The organism is Streptomyces sp. NPDC046712 (assembly GCF_040645695.1).
In the GTDB taxonomy this organism is placed as follows: Bacteria; Actinomycetota; Actinomycetes; order Streptomycetales; family Streptomycetaceae; genus Streptomyces.
Genome location: NZ_JBEYYW010000010.1, coordinates 62,102 through 77,935, shown reverse-complemented (window position 1 = coordinate 77,935; position 15,834 = coordinate 62,102). Strand labels below are relative to the sequence as shown.

Below are 15,834 nucleotides of genomic sequence, written 5' to 3'. Positions count from 1 at the left end.
CACTCACTTGACGATGACGCCGATCTCCGGCGCGGGCTCGTTCTTGTACTCGGCCGGTCCGAAGTTCTCCTTCACGGCCTTGTCCCAGGATCCGTCCGCGACCATCTTCTCCAGTGCGTCGTTGATCTGCTCCTTGAGTTCGCTGCCCTTCTGGACACCGATTCCGTAGTTCTCGTTGCTCATCTTGAAGCCGGCGAGCTTGAACTTGCCCTCGAACTCGGGCTGCGAGGCGTAGCCGGCGAGGATGGAGTCGTCGGTGGTCAGCGCGTCGATGACACCGTTCTCCAGACCGGTCAGGCACTCCGAGTAACCGCCGTACTCCTGGAGTTGGGCCTGCGGGGCGATCCTCTCCTTGACGTTCTGCGCGGACGTGGAACCGGTGACCGAGCAGAGCTTCTTGTTGTTCAGGTCCTCGGGCTTGGTGATGGAGTTGTCGTCCGCACGGATCAGCACGTCCTGGTGCGCCAGGAGGTACGGTCCGGCGAAGTCGACCTTCTCCGCCCGCTCGTCGTTGATCGAGTACGAGGCCACGATGTAGTCGACGTCACCACGCTGGAGCATCGTCTCGCGGTCGGCGCTCTTGGCCTCCTTCCACTCGATGTCGCCGGGATCGTGGCCGAGCTCCTTGGCCACATAGGTCGCCACGTCGACGTCGAAGCCGGTGTAGGTGCCGTCCGGGGTCTTCAGCCCGATGCCGGGCTGGTCGAACTTGATCCCGACGGTGACCTTGTCGCCGTTGCCGCTGCTCGAGCCTCCTCCGCCGTTGTCGTCGCCGCAGGCGACCAGGGAGAAGGAGAGGGCGAGCGCGGCGGCCGCGGCCACGCCGGCCTTGGTGAGCTTGCTCGGATTCATGTGATCACCCCTGGGGGCTGCTGTGCGCACGGTGGCCGCGGTCAGTGGTGCAGGATCTTCGACAGGAAGTCCTTGGCGCGGTCGCTGCGCGGGTTGCTGAAGAACTGGTCGGGTGTGGTCTCCTCCACGATCCTGCCGCCTGCCATGAACACCACGCGGTTGGCGGCGGAGCGTGCGAAACCCATCTCGTGAGTGACGACGACCATGGTCATTCCGTCACGGGCGAGTTGCTGCATGACCTCCAGGACTTCGTTGATCATCTCGGGGTCGAGCGCGGACGTCGGCTCGTCGAAGAGCATCACCTTCGGGTCCATGGCCAGCGCCCTGGCGATCGCCACGCGCTGTTGCTGGCCGCCGGAGAGCTGGGCGGGGTACTTGTCGGCCTGGTTCGCGACCCCGACCCGGTCGAGCAGTTCGCGGGCCCGCTGCTCCGCCTTCTTCTTGTCCTTCTTGCGGACCTTGATCTGACCGAGGGTGACGTTCTCGAGGACGGTCTTGTGCGCGAAGAGGTTGAAGGACTGGAAGACCATGCCGACGTCGGCGCGCAGGGCGGCGAGCTCGCGGCCCTCGGAGGGCAGCGGCTTGCCGTCGATGACGATCTCGCCGGAGTCGATGGTCTCCAGCCGGTTGATGGCCCGGCAGAGGGTCGATTTCCCGCCGCCGGACGGTCCGATGACGACCACGACCTCGCCTCGGCCGACGGTCATGTCGATTGACTGGAGCACGTGAAGTGCGCCGAAGTGCTTGTCGACGTTGTTCAGTACGACGAGCGCGTCGGGCATGGCCGCCTCCTGGTTCGCCGCCCCCGCACCCTCCTCACGTTCATGCTCCGCCCTCGGCCGATTTACTGCACGCCGGAGGGTGACCGGGGTCAGTTGATGAAAATGATTGTCATGATGCTAGGGTCGGTGCCCCGTCCATCCTTCGCGTCTCCCGTTGGGGCTCCTCCCTTGCGCCTGCCCGAAAACCCCCGCATACCCAACCGCCGCGCGCTCCGCCGGACTCTGCTGTCCGGCCTCGCCGCGGCCACCGCCGCCACCCTGCTCACCGGCTGCTTCGCCGCCTCCGGAACCTCCGCGGAGGGCCCCGCCGACGGCAGGCTGCGCCTCGCGATGATGCAGCCGCCGCGCTCCGGGCTCTCGCCCCTCTCGGACGACGCCTTCAAGCTGTCCCGCTGGTCGAGCGCCGAGACGCTCGTCAGGCTCGACCGGGACGGGAACGCCGTCCCGGCCCTCGCCACCTCCTGGAAGCAGGCCGACCGGACGTGGACGTTCACGCTCCGTCAGGGCGTCACCTTCCACGACGGCACGGCGCTCACCGCACGGTCCGTGGTGACGTCGCTGACCGCCGCCGCCGGCGCCTCCCCCAAGCCGCGCATCCTCGACGGCGTCGGCCTCACCGTCCGCGCCGACGGCCCGCACACGGTCACCGTCACGACGGCCGCGGCGGACCCGCTCGTACCGCAGCGGCTCAGCTCGCCGCAGCTGTCGATCCTGGCCGCCAAGGCGTATCGGGGGAAGACCGTCAGCCCGGTCGGAGCCGGCACCGGGCCCTTCGAGCTGGTCGAGGTGAACGGCACCGCCTCGGCGACGCTCGACCGCTACGACGGCTACTGGGGCGGCAGGGCCAAGGCGTCCGGGATCGACGTGAGGTTCGTGCCCGACGGCACCGCGCGGGCCGCGGCCCTGCGCAGCGGCGAGGCCGACATCGTCGAGGCCGTGCCGGTCTCCCAGGCCGCGATGCTCGACCAGAAGCTGATCACCGAGGTGCCGATGCCGCGCACCAACACCCTCTACCTCAACACCGGGTCCGGACCGTTCAAGGACCCCCGGCTGCGCGCGGCGGCCCGCGAGGCGATCGACGCACGGAAGATCGTCCAGGGTGTGTACGAGGGCAGGGCCGACGTCGCCCAGGGGCTGCTCGGCCCCGCGCTCCCCTGGGCCGCGAAGCTGCGCGGGACCGTCCCGCACGCCGCTGCCGCCGCTCCCAAGGGCGCCCGGATCACCATCGGCACGTTCACCGACCGGGCCGAACTGCCCGAGGTCGCCCAGGTCCTCCAGCAGCAGCTCCAGGCGGCCGGCTTCACCGTCACCCTCGACGTCCGTGAGTACGCCCACATCGAGGCGGACGCCCTGGCCGGAAAGTTCGACGCGTTCATCCTGTCCCGGGCGACGGTCCTCGACTCCGGTGACCCCGCCGCGTACCTGTTCAGCGACTTCGCGGGCGAGGGCTCCTTCAACCTTTCCCAGCTGTCCGATCCCGCCGTCGACCGGGCGCTGACCGCCGCCTCGGGGGCCGCCACGGGCGACGCCCGGCGCCGGGCCGTCATGCACGCGGAGGCCGCGGTGCTCACCACCGACGCCGCCGTGCCCATGCTCCACGAGCGTGTCATCCAGGGCGACGCGGCGAACGTCAGGGGCGCCGCGCACGACCCCCGGGAGCGCGAGCTCGTCACGATCGACACCCACGTTTCGTGAGAGCGGCCCTCGCGCGGGCGGCTGGTCTGGTCGCCGTACTGACCGTGGCCGGGCTGCTGCCCTGGCTGTCCGGGAAGGACCCCGCGCTCAGTCTGCTGCGCGCGCGGTCCGCCGAACAGGAGCCGACGCCCGAGGCGTTGGCCGCCATCCGGGCCGACCTCGGCCTCGACGCGGGACCGCTCGGACTGCTCGGCCGCTGGGCCGGCGGTCTGCTCCGCGGTGACCTCGGCACCTCCTGGGTGTCCGGCACGGACATCCTGCCGTCGGTGACCGCCGGTCTCCAGGTCTCCCTGGCGCTGATGGGCGCGGCGCTCACCGTGGCGCTCGCCGTCGGCTGCGCGTTCGCCGCGCCCGTCCTCGTACGCGGCCGGGGGACCTCGGGAGCCCTGGCCGCGGTCCTCGCCGCGACACCCGAATTCCTGCTGTCGCTCGGCCTGTTGATCGTGACAGGCGTCTGGCTGGGCTTGTTCCCCACCTCCGGCTGGGCGGGGCCGCAGCACCTCGTCCTGCCGGCCCTCGCCCTCGGCGTCCCTGCGGGCGCGCTGCTCGGACGGCTGGTCGCCGACGCCCTGCCCGCCGTGCTCGACGAGCGCTGGGTGGAGCTGTGGCGCGGTGCGGGCGTACGCCGGACGCACATCGTCGCGGCTGCCGTCCGTCGCGTACTCCCGCCGCTGGTACCGCAGTTCGGCATGGTCGCGGTCGGTCTGACCGGCGGCGCGGTCGCCGTCGAGACGGTCTTCGCGATCCCCGGCCTCGGCCGTACGGCTCTGGGCGCTGCCAAGTCCCAGGACCTGCCGCTGCTCCAGGGGACGGTGCTCGCCCTGCTCGCGCTCGGGCTTCTGACGGGTGCGCTCGCGGCCGCCGTGCGCCGCGGGCTGCTCGGCCCCGCGCTGCGCGACGCGGGTCTCACCCTGCCCGCCGCCCGCCCGGCCCGGGTCCCCCCGGCCGTTCCGCTGCTCCTCGGCACGGTGCTCGTCGCCGTGGTCGGCTGGGGGCTGCTGCGCGAGCCGTACGCGATCGACACCGCCGCCCGGCTCGCCGCGCCCTCGGCGGCGCACCCGCTCGGCACCGACGCCCTGGGCCGCGACGTTCTGGCCCGGCTCGGCCACGGCGCCGCCTCGACGGTCGGCACGGCCGCCGCGGTCTGCCTGCTCGGGTACCTGCTCGCGCTCACGCTCGGGTTCCTGCCGAACCTGGCCTCCGGCCTCGCCGACATCGCGAACGCCGTACCGCCCGTCGTCGCCGGCATCCTCGTCGCCGCCGCGACGGGTCCCGGCACGGGCGCCGCGGCGCTCGCCGTCACACTGGTCTCCTGGCCGCCGCTCGCGGCCCACGCCGCCGCCCTCACCCAGGAGATACGGGCCTCCGGCTTCCTGATGGCCCAGCGGGCGATGGGCGCGAGCCCGCTGTGGATCCTCGGCCGGCACGTCCTGCCGTCGGTGGCGGCGCCGGTCGCCCGGCACGCCGTTCTGCGGCTGCCCGGCATCGCGCTGGCCCTGGCCTCGCTCGGCTTCCTCGGGCTCGGCGCCCAGCCGCCGTCCCCCGAGTGGGGGCTGCTGCTCGACGAGTCCGCCGACTATGTCGAGCGGGCCCCGGTGGCCGCGCTCGCCCCGGCCGTCGCGCTGGCACTGCTCGCCGCGCTCGCCGTCTCCCTGTCGGGGACGACGCCGCGCCGCGCCCGCACCCGTTCCGTACCGCTGCGAAGGAAGGCGACCCGTGTCGCGGTCTGACATTCTGCTCTCGGTCCGCGGGCTGCACGTCGGGTTCGACGGCGTGGACGTGGTCCGCGGTGTCTCCTTCGAGGTGGGCTCCGGTGAAGTCCTTGCCCTGGTGGGCGAGTCGGGTGCGGGCAAGTCGCTGACCGCCCGCGCCCTGCTCGGGATGGTCCCGCGCGGCGCGACGGTCTCCGGCGACGTCCTGCTCGGGGGTGCCCCGGTCACGTCGGCCGACTGGGGCCGGCGCATCGCGCTCGTACCGCAGGACGCGCTCTCCGCGCTCTCCCCGGTCCACCCGGTCGGCGAGCAACTCGCCTTCGCCCTCAGGTCTGTTCAGGGGATGTCGAGGAGGGACGCGCGGCGCCGGGCCGCCGCCGCCCTCGGGGAGGTCGGCATCCCGACCGCGAAGTCCCGCGCCCATCCTCACGAGTTCTCGGGCGGGATGCGGCAACGCGCGGTGCTCGCGATGGCGTTGGTCAACGAGCCGGATCTGGTCGTGGCCGACGAGCCGACCACCGCACTGGACCCCGAGACCCAGGACAAGATCCTCGGCCTGCTGCGTGAACGCTGCTCGGCACGGGGCGCCTCGCTCGTCCTGGTCACCCACGCACTCGACGTCGTACGGGCGCACGCCGACCGGATGGCGGTCATGTACGCGGGTTCTCTCGCCGAGTACGGGCCGGTGGACCGGGTCCTGGCCCGGCCCCTCGCGCCGTACACGGCGGGGCTGCTGGCCTCGCTGCCCACCGCCGACGGGGTTCCCCGGACGCGGCTGCCCGCCCTTCCCGGCCGTCCGCCGTCGCCCGGCGAGCTGTCGTCCGGCTGCGCCTTCGCACCCCGCTGCGCGCGGGCCACCGACCACTGCCGCACCGCACGGCCCGAGCCGCGCCCCCTCGACGGGCGCGAGGTCGCCTGCCACCACGCCGCCCTGGAGTCCGCATGAACCCGCTGCTCGACGTCCACGACCTGGTCGTGCGGTACGGCGCGGCCACCGCCGTCGACGGCGTCTCCTTCCACGTGGACGCCGGTGAGACGGTCGGGCTCGTCGGACCGTCCGGCTGCGGGAAGTCGTCCACGGCGGCGGCGGTCCTGCGGCTGCGTCGACCGCATGCCGGCAGCGTCCGGTTCGACGGTCTGGAGCTGACGACGCTCGGCGAACGGCGGTTGCGTGCGGTCCGGCCGCGGCTCCAGCCAGTGTTCCAGGACCCGTACGGCTCGCTCAGCCCGCGTCTGCGGATCCGCGAGCAGATCGCCGAGCCGCTGCGCGTCCAGGGCCGCTGGTCGCGGCCCGCCGGTCCCGAGCGAGTCGCCGAACTCCTGGACATGGTGGGCCTCGACGCGGACCTCGCGGAGCGGCTCCCCCATGAGTTGTCCGGCGGGCAGTGCCAGCGCGCGGGAATCGCCCGCGCGCTGGCGAGCTCGCCCGAACTCCTCGTGCTCGACGAACCGGTGTCCGCCCTGGACCCCTCGCTGCGGGCGGGAATCCTCAACCTCCTGCTCGATCTGCAGGACCGGCTCGGCCTCGGCTGTCTCTTCATCTCCCACGACATGGCGGCGGTGCGGCACCTGAGCGACCGCGTCCTCACGATGCGGGACGGAAGGATCGTCGCGTGACCGGGCGCCACTCGGTTCACTCCCCCGGCGCGTCCTCCTCCGCGAGGACGCGCTGGGCCACGGAGAAGGCCGCGTTGGCGGCCGGCACGCCGCAGTACACCGCGGTCTGGAGCAGTACGGCCCCGATCTCGTCGGGGCTCAGACCGTTGCGGCGGGCCGCGCGCACATGCAGGGCCAACTCCTCCAGGTGGCCGTGCGCGACGAGCGCCGTCAGAGTGACCAGGCTCCGCTCGCGCCGGGACAGGGTGGTGTCGGTCCAGATCTCGCCCCAGGCGTAGCGGGAGATGAAGTCCTGGAACCGGGCCGTGAAGTCCGTCTGCCGCGCCTGCGCGCGGTCCACGTGCGCGTCGCCGAGCACCTGGCGCCGGACCTCCATGCCTCGCTTCGCACAGCCGTCCGTGAAGTGGCCGCGCAGCGCGGCGAGCACGGCCCCGGGCTGCTCGGCCGGCGCCAGATGGGAGGCGCCCGCGAGCTCGGTGAGCGCGGCGCCGGGCACCACGTCCGCGATCTCCCGCAGGTGGGCCGGCGGGGTCGCCGGGTCCTCGCGGCCGGCGACGAGGAGAGTGGGCGCGGTGATCGCCGCCAGCCGGTCCCGCAGATCGAACGCGGCGAGCGCGTCGCAGCAGGCGGCGTACGCGTCCGGATCGGCCTTCCGGTGGTCGTCGACCAGCGCGGGAACGGTGAAACCCGGGGTGAACCAGCGGGCGTCGGCGGTCTCCGCGAGCGCGGCCAGACCCTCGCGCCGGACGGTCGCGGCGCGCTCCTTCCACATCTCGGAGCCGCCGAAGTGGGCGGAGGAGCAGAGGACCGCGAGGCGCTCCACCCGCTCGGGGTGGTGGGCGGCGAGATGGAGGCCGACGGCTCCGCCGAGGGAGACACCTGCGTACGAGAAGCGCTCGGCGCCGAGCGCGTCGGCGAGGGCGAGGACGAGACCGGCCAGGTCGGCCACCGTCGCCCCGGGACCGATGAGGGCGGCCGGGGAGCCGCCGTGCCCGGGCAGGTCCCATCGGACGACCCGGTGGGTCACCGACAGTTCGGGTGCGACCGCGTCCCACAGAGCGGTGGAGGTGCCCAGCGAGGGGCCGAGGATGAGGACGGGGGCGGAGGACGGTCCTTCGACACGGTGGTGCAGTCCTTCGTACGGCGGCTGCGGCGATGCGGCGGTGGTCAAGGTCGCTCCAGGGCGCGGTCGGTCAGGGCTCCGGCGGAGCCGGTGTAGTGGCGGGGGTCGATGAGTTCACGGAGATCGGTTTCCTTCAACTCCGGTACATCGGCGAGCAGTTCGGCGAGCGTGCGCCCTTCGGTCCCTACCCGCCTGGCGAGTTCGGTGAGGAGTTCCTTCGCACGGGCCCGGCCGAGGACCGGAGCGAGGGCGGCGGACAGCCGCTCGGAGACGATCGATCCGCCGGTGAGGTCGAGGTGTGCACGCATGACGTCCGCGTGGACGCGCAGCCCTTCCACCAGCTCGGCGGCGTCATGGGCGGCGCCGCCGACGAGACGGAGCAGGTCGCGCAGCGGCTCCCACTCGGCGTGCCAGGCGCCGGCCGGGCGCTCGTCCTCCGCCGCCATCGAGGCGTACAGGACGGCGGCGAGGTGCGGAGCCCGGCGCGCGGCCGAGGCGACGAGCGTGGCGCGGACGGGGTTCGCCTTGTGCGGCATGACGGAGGAGCCGCCACCCGTCCCCTCCGTCACCTCCGCGATCTCGGTACGGGAGAGGGTGAGGACGTCGGCGGCGGTCTTGCCGAGCGCCCCGGCGGTGAAGGCGAGGGCGCCCGCGAGGTCGGCGATCGGGGTGCGCAGGGTGTGCCAGGGCAGCGCGGGTGCCGCGAGACGGGTCTCGTGGGCGTAGGCCACGACGAGCCGTTCGGCAGCGTCGGCGGTCTCGTTCCCGTACTCCGCGAACGCGGCCAAGGTCCCGGCGGCGCCGCCGAGTTGGGCGGGCAGGGAGTCCCGTACGGCCCGGAGGCGGTCCCGGGCGTCGAGGATCAGCGAGCGCCAGCCGGCCGCCTTGAGCCCGAAGGTGGTGGGCACGGCGTGCTGGGTGAGGGTCCGGCCGGGCATGGCCGTGTCCCGGTGGGCGGCGACCCGTTCCGCCAGCGCGCGTTCCGCACGGGCGAGGTCCTCGAGGATCAGGTCCAGTGTGCGGCGCGCGACCAGCATCGCCGCGGTGTCCATGATGTCCTGGCTGGTCGCGCCGCGGTGGACGTACGCCCGCCACTCCCCCGGCACGGCGGCCGTGAGGCCGGCGACCAGCGGAATGACGGGGTTGCCGCCGGAGCGGGCGCGCAGGGCGATCTCGCGCACGTCGAAGCGGGAGGCGTCGGCGGCGGCCGCGACCGCGTCGGCGGCCTCTGCGGGCGCCTGCCCGGTTGCCGCCTGGGCGCGCGTGAGGGCCGCCTCCGCGTCGAGCAGCGCCTGGAGGAACGCGGCGTCGGCGGTCGCGGCCTCGGCCGGACAGCCGGCCCGTCCGGGGGCGAGCAGCCCGGCGTCGAGCGGACCGGCGTCGAGCAGCCCCGCGTCGAGACCGTGGTCGATGGGCTCGGATGTCACGTGAACTCCAGGAAGACCGTCTCGCCCTCGCCCTGAAGGCGGATGTCGAAGCGGTACGCGCGGGGCGTGCCGCTCTCGTCGGGCCGGGCCACCAGCGTGGCCCGGCGCGCGGCCGGCAGCGAGTCGAGCAGCGGATCGGCGCCGTCGCGGAGATACGCCCGGGTGAAGAGGTGATGCAGCAGACCCCGGGCGAAGACGCAGACGCTGATGTACGGCAGCCCCGCGTTGCCGGGCGGGAGGGTGTGGAGCGCGTAGTGGCCGTCGGCGTCCGTGGGGACCCGGCCGAAGCCGGTGAAGTCGGTGCCGTTGCGGCCGAGGTGGCCGCCGGTCACGGGGTCGCGGCGCATCGACCCGGGAGCGCCCGTCAGCGAGCCGTCGGGGGCGGCCTGCCAGAAGTCGAGGATGGCGTCGGGGACGGGGACGCCGTCGCCGTCGTACACGTGGCCGTGCAGGACGATCCGGTCCGGATGGCCGTGCGGCGCCACCCGCTCCCCTTCGGGGAAGGGCAGGGCGTAGCCGTAGAACGGGCCGACGGTGTGGGACGGGGTCGGGAGAAGCGTCATCTCGGTCAGCGTCCTTCTTCGATCCAGGTGGCGGAGGGACCGTCGAGGACGATGTCCCAGGCGTAGCCGAGCGAGAACTCGGGCCGCGACAGCTCGTGGTCGTAGCGGGCGACGAGCCTCTCCCGGGCGGCCCGGTCGGTGACCGAGCGCAGGATCGGGTCGTAGGCGAAGAGCGGGTCGCCGGGGAAGTACATCTGTGTCACGAGCCGCTGGGTGAACGCCGTGCCGAACACGGAGAAGTGGATGTGGGCGGGGCGCCACGCGTTGGTGTGGTTGCGCCAGGGGTACGCGCCCGGCTTGACGGTGGTGAACGTGTAGCGGCCCTCGTCGTCGGTGAGGGTGCGGCCCACGCCGGTGAAGTTCGGGTCGAGCGGGGCGGGGTGCTGGTCGCGCAGATGGGCGTACCGGCCGGAGGCGTTGGCCTGCCACAGCTCGATGAGCTGACCGCGTACGGGGCGGCCGGCCCGGTCGAGGAGGCGTCCGGAGACGGTGATCCGTTCACCGAGGGGATCGCCCGGGTGCTGCCGGGTGAGGTCGTTGTCGATCTCGGTGATGTCGGTCGGTCCGAAGACGGGGCCGGAGAGCTCCACCGTCTCGGGGTCGCCGCCGTTCACGGCCACGAGCGGCTGGTGGGGGTGGCGGAGCAGGGAGCTGCGGTACGGGGCGTAGTCGCGGGCCGGGTGGTGGCGGGGTGGGGCGCCGGCGGCCAGCTCCTTGTCGTACGCGTTCTGGAGGTCGTCGATCTCGGTGTCGATGTCCGACTGAGTGAGGGCCATGGGGATTCCCGGGGTGTGTGTCAGCGGACGGGGGCGTCGAGCGCCGGGCGGACCTTCGCGGCGGTCCTGGCGATGAGGTCGGCGGGGTCGACGCCGGGTGCGGTCTCGACGAGGACGAGTCCGTCGTCGGTGACGTCGAGGACGCCGAGGTCGGTGACGATCCGGTCGACGCAGCCCCGGCCGGTCAGCGGCAGGTCGCACTCCTCGACGATCTTCGGGGTGCCGTCCTTGGCGGTGTGGGTCATCACGACGATGACGGTCCGGGCGCCGTGCACGAGGTCCATCGCTCCGCCGATGCCGGTGATCAGCTTGCCGGGCACGGCCCAGTTGGCGAGGTCGCCGCGCGCCGAGACCTGCATGGCGCCGAGCACGGCGACGTCGATGTGACCGCCCCGGATCATGCCGAAGGAGAGCGCGGAGTCGAAGTAGGAGGCTCCGGGCAGGACGGTGACGGTCTCCTTGCCGGCGTTGATGAGATCCGGGTCGACCTCGTCCTCGGCCGGGAAGGGGCCGGTGCCCAGGATGCCGTTCTCCGACTCCAGGACCACCTCCACGCCTTCGGGGAGGTGGTTGGGGATCAGAGTCGGCAGTCCGATGCCCAGATTGACGTACTGACCGTCCTTCAGCTCGCGCGCGGCGCGGGCGGCCATCTGTTCACGGGTCCAGGTCATCGCGTGGTCCTCTTCTCTATGCGCTTCTCCCGGGCCTGTTCGGGGGTCAGGGCCACGACCCGCTGGACGAAGACGCCGGGCAGATGCACCGCGTCGGGATCGAGCTCGCCGGGCTCGACCAGCTCCTCGACCTCGGCGATCGTCACCTTCCCGGCCATCGCGGCGAGGGGGTTGAAGTTGCGTGCCGACTTGTTGAAGACGAGGTTCCCGTGGCGGTCGCCGCGGGCGGCGCGGACGAGCGCGAAGTCCGTGCGGATGCCGTGCTCCAGGACGTACCCGACCCCGTCGAACTCCCGTACCTCCTTGGGCGGCGAGGCCAGGGCGACCCCGCCGTCGCCGTCGTAGCGCCAGGGCAGGCCGCCCTCGGCGACCTGGGTGCCCACCCCCGCGGGGGTGTAGAAGGCGGGGATGCCGCAGCCGCCGGCGCGCAGCCGCTCCGCGAGCGTGCCCTGCGGGATCAGTTCGACCTCCAGTTCGCCGGCGAGATACTGCCGCGCGAACTCCTTGTTCGACCCGATGTACGAGCCCGTGACCCGTGCGATCCGCCCCGCCGACAGCAGCACGGCGAGGCCGGACTCCAGCGCCCCGCAGTTGTTCGAGACCACGCTCAGATCGCCGGCACCCCGTGCGTACAGGGCCTCGATGAGCACGTTCGGCACTCCGCTGAGACCGAAGCCGCCCACGGCGAGCGACGCTCCGTCCCCGATGTCGGCCACCGCCTCGGCGGCGGTGGCGACCACCTTGTCCATACGAGAAGCCTCCGAGTCGCATAAGAAATAGTCAGTGCACTGAGTATTCGATTCAACGGTCGCCATGCTGGCACCGGACCCTGCGACCGTCAATACCCGCCCAGGACGCCTGGGACGGGCGCGTATTGTTCAGTACACCGACGGAACCGAACGGGAGGCACACGATGGCCGCGGTGGATCTGACCACCCATCCCGGGCACCTGGCCCGGCGGCTCCAGCAGGCGCACCACCTGCTGTGGACCACGATGGTCTCGGAGGAGATCACCTCCCCGCAGTTCGGCGTCCTGAACGCCCTGACGGCCGAGCCCGGCCTCGACCAGCGGACCGTGGGCGAGCGCGTGGGCCTGGACCGCTCCACCATCGCCGAGGTCGTCAGCCGGCTCACCCGGCGCGGGCTGCTCGACAAGGTGCGCGACCCCGAGGACGGGCGCCGCTTCCTGCTGCGCCTGACCGAGGACGGGGAGCGGACGCACCGCAAGCTGACCGTGCGGACGGCACGGATGAACCAGGTGTTCCTCGCCCCGCTCTCCGCCGAGGAGCAGGCGCAGTTCATGAGCCTGCTGCTGCGCGTGTCGGACGCGGCGGAGCAGCTCCGCACCCCGGCGGAGCCGCTCGCCTCGGCCTGAGGCGGGACGCGCCGGTGGGTGGGGGAGGTCAGACCTCCGGCACGCGGGCGAACCGCCCCGCCGTGCGCAGATCCTCCTCGATCCGCGCCACCGCGGCGCGCAGCTCGGGCAGGACGTCCCTGACACACTCCTCGACGGTGCGACGACTGCTGTGCATGGCCACGTTGACGGCCGCCACTACCACCCCCGCGCGATCGCGCACCGGTACGGCGATCGAGCGGAGCCCCTGCTCAAGCTCTTCGTCGACGAGGGCGTACCGCTGCTCCCGCACCGTCTCCAGGATCGCGGCGAGCTCCGCGCGGGAGGTGATCGTGTGCGGGGTCAGGGCCGCCGGCTCGATGGACTCCAGCCACGCGGCGCGCGCGTCGGGCGGCAGGTCGGCGAGCATCACGCGGCCCAGGGAGGTGGCGTGGGCGGGGAAGCGGGTGCCGACGGTGATGTGGACGCTCATCACGCGACGGGTGGCGACCCGGGCCGTGTAGCGGACGTCGGCGCCGGCGAGCACCGCGAGCGAGGCGGAGTCGTGGACGCGCCGGGACAGCTCGGCCAGATGCGGCGCCGCGATCTGCGGGAGCGACATCCGGGAGAGCGGGGGGAAGCCGAGCGCGAGCACCCGCGGCGTGAGCCGGAACAGCCGCCCCTCGACGCCGACGTAGCCGAGGTGCTCCAGGGTGATCAGGGCGCGCCGGGCGGTGGCCCTGGCGAGCCCGGTCGCCTCGGCCACGGCGGTCAGGGGCAGCGCGGCCCGGTCCCCGCCGAAGGCGGTGAGGACGGTGAGACCGCGGGCGAGGGACTCGATGAAGCCGCGGCCGAGTTCCTGCTTCGAGGCATGCGTCCAGTCGGCGAGACCGGGCCTCGGCGCGCCGGGCGCGGGCTGCCGGCTCGGCGCGCCGGGTGGGGGCTCCTGGCCGTTCGTGTCCGGCGCCTTGCCGGTGTGCTCTCGCAGCAGCTCCTCCCAGGACGTCACGGCGGCGCGCAGTCGGGGCAGCATGGCGTCGCGCAGTGACTCGGCGGAGTGCCGGCTGGTGTGGCTGACCACGCTCGCCACACAGGCCACGGCGCCCGTGGCGTCCCGTACGGGCAAGGCCAGGGCGACCAGGCCGGGTTCGATGAGCTGGTCGTCCAGGGCCCAGCCGCGCTCCCCCGCCCGCGCCGCGTGGGCCGCGAACTCCTTCTCGTCCGGCCCGGTTCCGGGCGGTACGGCGGGGAAGCCGGCGCTCCGGGGGTCGGCGGCCTTCCGGGCGCGCCAGCGGGCCCAGTCCGTCCCGGTCCAGTCCGCGGCGAACAGCGCCCCCGGGGCGGTGCGTTCGGCGGGCAGCAGGTCGCCGATGCGGAAGCTGAGGGACATGGCGCGCCGGCGGGTGGCCTGGTGGACGAAGCGGATGCCGTCGCCGTCGGCGACCGCGAGGGAGACCGACTCGTCGAGCTCGTCCGCGAGCGCGTCGGCGTGGCGGCCGAGCAGGCCGGGCAGCCCGAGGGCGGCCAGGTAGGCGTTGCCGAGTTCCATCAGGCGGGGTGCGAGGAAGACGTCACGGCCGTCGAGGCGCACGTATCCCATGCGCGCGAGCGTGCCGGTCACCCGGTCCACGGTGGAGCGGGCCAGACCGGTGGTGCGCTCCAGCTCGCTGAGGCTGAGCGTCCCGTCGGCGTCGGTGAGCCGGCGCAGTACGGCCAGCCCGCGCATCAGCGGGGCGACGGCCTCCTGCGGCACGTCCCGCTCGTGCGGCACGTCCGGCGCCGGAGCGGTTTCGGTCGGTGGCATGGACTCTCCCTGACGGATCTTGGGGACACCGTAGTGAATGACGACGGAAGGGGCCCAGCGTGTCCGGGGCGGGGCGTTGACAGTCGAGCGTCGCGGGCGCAGACTCAGCCCACTCTTGGGTGAAGTTTATTTCACTATACGAACACGGAGAGCTCATGCACACCACCGTCGGGATCATCGGCGGCGGCCCCTCCGGGCTGCTGCTCGCCCGCCTGCTGCACAACGCCGGTGTCGACTGCGTGGTCCTGGAATCCCGCGACCGCGCGTATGTCGAGCAGCGCCAGCGCGCCGGCATCCTCGAGCAGGCCACCGTCGACGCCCTGCGCGCCGCCGGGGCCGGGGCGCGGCTGGACGCCGAGGGCCTGGCCCACGACGGCATCGAGCTGCGCTTCGACGGGCGCGCCCACCGGGTCGACTTCCCCTCGCTCACCGACGGCCGCCGGGTCTGGGTCTACGCGCAGACCGAGGTGGTGAAGGACCTGATCGCCCTTCAACTCGCCGACGGCGGTCCGCTGCTGTTCGGCGCGGAGGTACGGGCGGTGGAGGGCGTCGACACGGACCGCCCGTCGATCCGCTACGCCCACGAGGGCCGCGAGCAGACCCTGACGTGCGACTACGTCGTCGGATGCGACGGCTACCACGGCGTCGCGCGCACGGCGGTCCCGAAGACGGAGCGCACGACGTACGAGCGGACGTATCCGTACTCCTGGCTCGGCATCCTCGCCGAAGCCCCGCCCGTGTACGACGAGTTGATCTACGCCCACTCCGAGCGCGGCTTCGCCCTGGCCAGCATGCGGTCGCCGGCCGTGAGCCGGCTCTACCTCCAGGTGCCGAACGGCACCGATCCGGCCGACTGGTCCGACGAACGCGTCTGGGACGAGCTGGACGCCCGCTTCGCCCTCGGCGCGGAGCCCGGCTGGCGGCTGGAGCGCGGTCCGGTCATACAGAAGTCGGTGCTGCCGATGCGCAGTTCGGTGACCGAGCCGATGCGGTACGGACGGCTGCTGCTCGCCGGGGACGCGGCGCACATCGTCCCGCCGACCGGCGCGAAGGGTCTCAACCTCGCCGCGGCCGATGTGATCGTCCTGGCCCGCGCGCTCGCGCAGCGGTCCACCACCGGCTCCACGGAGCTGCTCGACGCGTACTCCGACACCTGCCTGCGCCGGGTCTGGCGTGCCGAGCACTTCTCGTACTTCATGACGACGACGCTGCACACCGATCCCGGGCAGTCGCCCTTCGACACCCGGCTCCAGCTCTCCCAGCTCGACCGGATCGCGGCCTCACCGCACGCGGCGGCCGAACTGGCGCAGAACTACGCCGGGTTGCCGCTCTGATCGCGGGGACACAGGCCGCGTGCGAGCAGGACACCGGGCGACTCGGGCAGCGGCTTCAGGAGCAGCGGGACGGCGATCACGGCCGCCCAGAGGACCCCAGCCCCAGCCGGCGGCGGGCGCGAGGGTCAGCCTTTCACTGACAGGC

15 protein-coding genes are annotated in these 15,834 nt (G+C 73.1%); 6 read left to right on the top strand and 9 right to left on the bottom strand.

Annotated elements, in window-relative coordinates:
* Positions 1-3 precede the first annotated feature (3 nt).
* Both ABZ939_RS15670 and ABZ939_RS15665 read right to left on the bottom strand, forming a co-directional pair.
* Positions 4-852, bottom strand: coding sequence for a glutamate ABC transporter substrate-binding protein (locus ABZ939_RS15670; RefSeq protein WP_361854179.1), 849 nt, complete (start codon positions 850-852; stop codon positions 4-6).
* Between the two features lie 41 nt (positions 853-893).
* Complete coding sequence (locus ABZ939_RS15665; protein ID WP_361854176.1) at positions 894-1,634, bottom strand: amino acid ABC transporter ATP-binding protein; 741 nt, start codon at positions 1,632-1,634, stop codon at positions 894-896.
* A gap of 222 nt (positions 1,635-1,856) precedes the next feature.
* On the opposite strand from ABZ939_RS15665, the gene ABZ939_RS15660 reads away from it, so the two are divergent.
* Genes ABZ939_RS15660 through ABZ939_RS15645 form a run of 4 tightly spaced genes read left to right on the top strand, consistent with a single transcriptional unit; the run spans position 1,857 to position 6,658 of the window.
* Positions 1,857-3,329 (top strand): ABC transporter substrate-binding protein, encoded by a 1,473-nt coding sequence (locus tag ABZ939_RS15660; RefSeq protein WP_361854586.1) that lies wholly within the window; start codon positions 1,857-1,859, stop codon positions 3,327-3,329.
* Positions 3,326-5,059 (top strand): ABC transporter permease subunit, encoded by a 1,734-nt coding sequence (locus ABZ939_RS15655; protein ID WP_361854173.1) that lies wholly within the window; start codon positions 3,326-3,328, stop codon positions 5,057-5,059. Before ABZ939_RS15660 ends, ABZ939_RS15655 begins: the two co-directional genes overlap by 4 nt.
* Positions 5,046-5,987: an ABC transporter ATP-binding protein gene (locus tag ABZ939_RS15650; protein WP_361854170.1), complete on the top strand. Its 942-nt coding sequence runs from the start codon at positions 5,046-5,048 to the stop codon at positions 5,985-5,987. The genes ABZ939_RS15655 and ABZ939_RS15650 overlap by 14 nt, the downstream gene beginning before the upstream one ends.
* Positions 5,984-6,658: a dipeptide/oligopeptide/nickel ABC transporter ATP-binding protein gene (locus ABZ939_RS15645; protein ID WP_361854167.1), complete on the top strand. Its 675-nt coding sequence runs from the start codon at positions 5,984-5,986 to the stop codon at positions 6,656-6,658. The genes ABZ939_RS15650 and ABZ939_RS15645 overlap by 4 nt, the downstream gene beginning before the upstream one ends.
* A gap of 16 nt (positions 6,659-6,674) precedes the next feature.
* Here ABZ939_RS15645 and pcaD read toward each other — a convergent pair whose 3' ends face one another.
* Genes pcaD through ABZ939_RS15615 form a run of 6 tightly spaced genes read right to left on the bottom strand, consistent with a single transcriptional unit; the run spans position 6,675 to position 11,967 of the window.
* Entirely contained in the window at positions 6,675-7,829 is a 1,155-nt protein-coding gene (gene pcaD, locus ABZ939_RS15640; protein WP_361854164.1) for a 3-oxoadipate enol-lactonase, read from the bottom strand.
* Positions 7,826-9,169: a 3-carboxy-cis,cis-muconate cycloisomerase gene (pcaB, locus tag ABZ939_RS15635; protein WP_361854583.1), complete on the bottom strand. Its 1,344-nt coding sequence runs from the start codon at positions 9,167-9,169 to the stop codon at positions 7,826-7,828. Before pcaB ends, pcaD begins: the two co-directional genes overlap by 4 nt.
* Positions 9,170-9,204: 35 nt before the next feature.
* Positions 9,205-9,771, bottom strand: a complete 567-nt coding sequence (gene pcaG / locus ABZ939_RS15630; RefSeq protein WP_361854161.1) for a protocatechuate 3,4-dioxygenase subunit alpha — start codon at positions 9,769-9,771, stop codon at positions 9,205-9,207.
* Between the two features lie 5 nt (positions 9,772-9,776).
* The gene (pcaH, locus tag ABZ939_RS15625; protein WP_361854158.1) at positions 9,777-10,547 is read right to left on the bottom strand and encodes a protocatechuate 3,4-dioxygenase subunit beta; all 771 of its coding nucleotides are present in this window, start codon (positions 10,545-10,547) and stop codon (positions 9,777-9,779) included.
* 20 nt (positions 10,548-10,567) lie between these two features.
* Positions 10,568-11,218, bottom strand: a complete 651-nt coding sequence (locus ABZ939_RS15620; protein WP_361854155.1) for a CoA transferase subunit B — start codon at positions 11,216-11,218, stop codon at positions 10,568-10,570.
* A complete protein-coding gene (locus ABZ939_RS15615; RefSeq protein WP_361854152.1) occupies positions 11,215-11,967 on the bottom strand; it encodes a CoA transferase subunit A in 753 nt (250 codons plus the stop codon). Before ABZ939_RS15615 ends, ABZ939_RS15620 begins: the two co-directional genes overlap by 4 nt.
* A gap of 164 nt (positions 11,968-12,131) precedes the next feature.
* On the opposite strand from ABZ939_RS15615, the gene ABZ939_RS15610 reads away from it, so the two are divergent.
* Positions 12,132-12,593: a MarR family transcriptional regulator gene (locus tag ABZ939_RS15610; RefSeq protein WP_361854149.1), complete on the top strand. Its 462-nt coding sequence runs from the start codon at positions 12,132-12,134 to the stop codon at positions 12,591-12,593.
* 28 nt (positions 12,594-12,621) lie between these two features.
* Here ABZ939_RS15610 and ABZ939_RS15605 read toward each other — a convergent pair whose 3' ends face one another.
* Positions 12,622-14,355: an IclR family transcriptional regulator C-terminal domain-containing protein gene (locus tag ABZ939_RS15605; RefSeq protein WP_361854146.1), complete on the bottom strand. Its 1,734-nt coding sequence runs from the start codon at positions 14,353-14,355 to the stop codon at positions 12,622-12,624.
* A gap of 155 nt (positions 14,356-14,510) precedes the next feature.
* Here ABZ939_RS15605 and ABZ939_RS15600 point away from each other — a divergent pair, with 155 nt between their 5' ends.
* On the top strand, positions 14,511-15,689 hold the full coding sequence (locus tag ABZ939_RS15600; RefSeq protein ID WP_361854144.1) for a 4-hydroxybenzoate 3-monooxygenase: 1,179 nt from the start codon (positions 14,511-14,513) through the stop codon (positions 15,687-15,689).
* Positions 15,690-15,834: the final 145 nt, after the last annotated feature.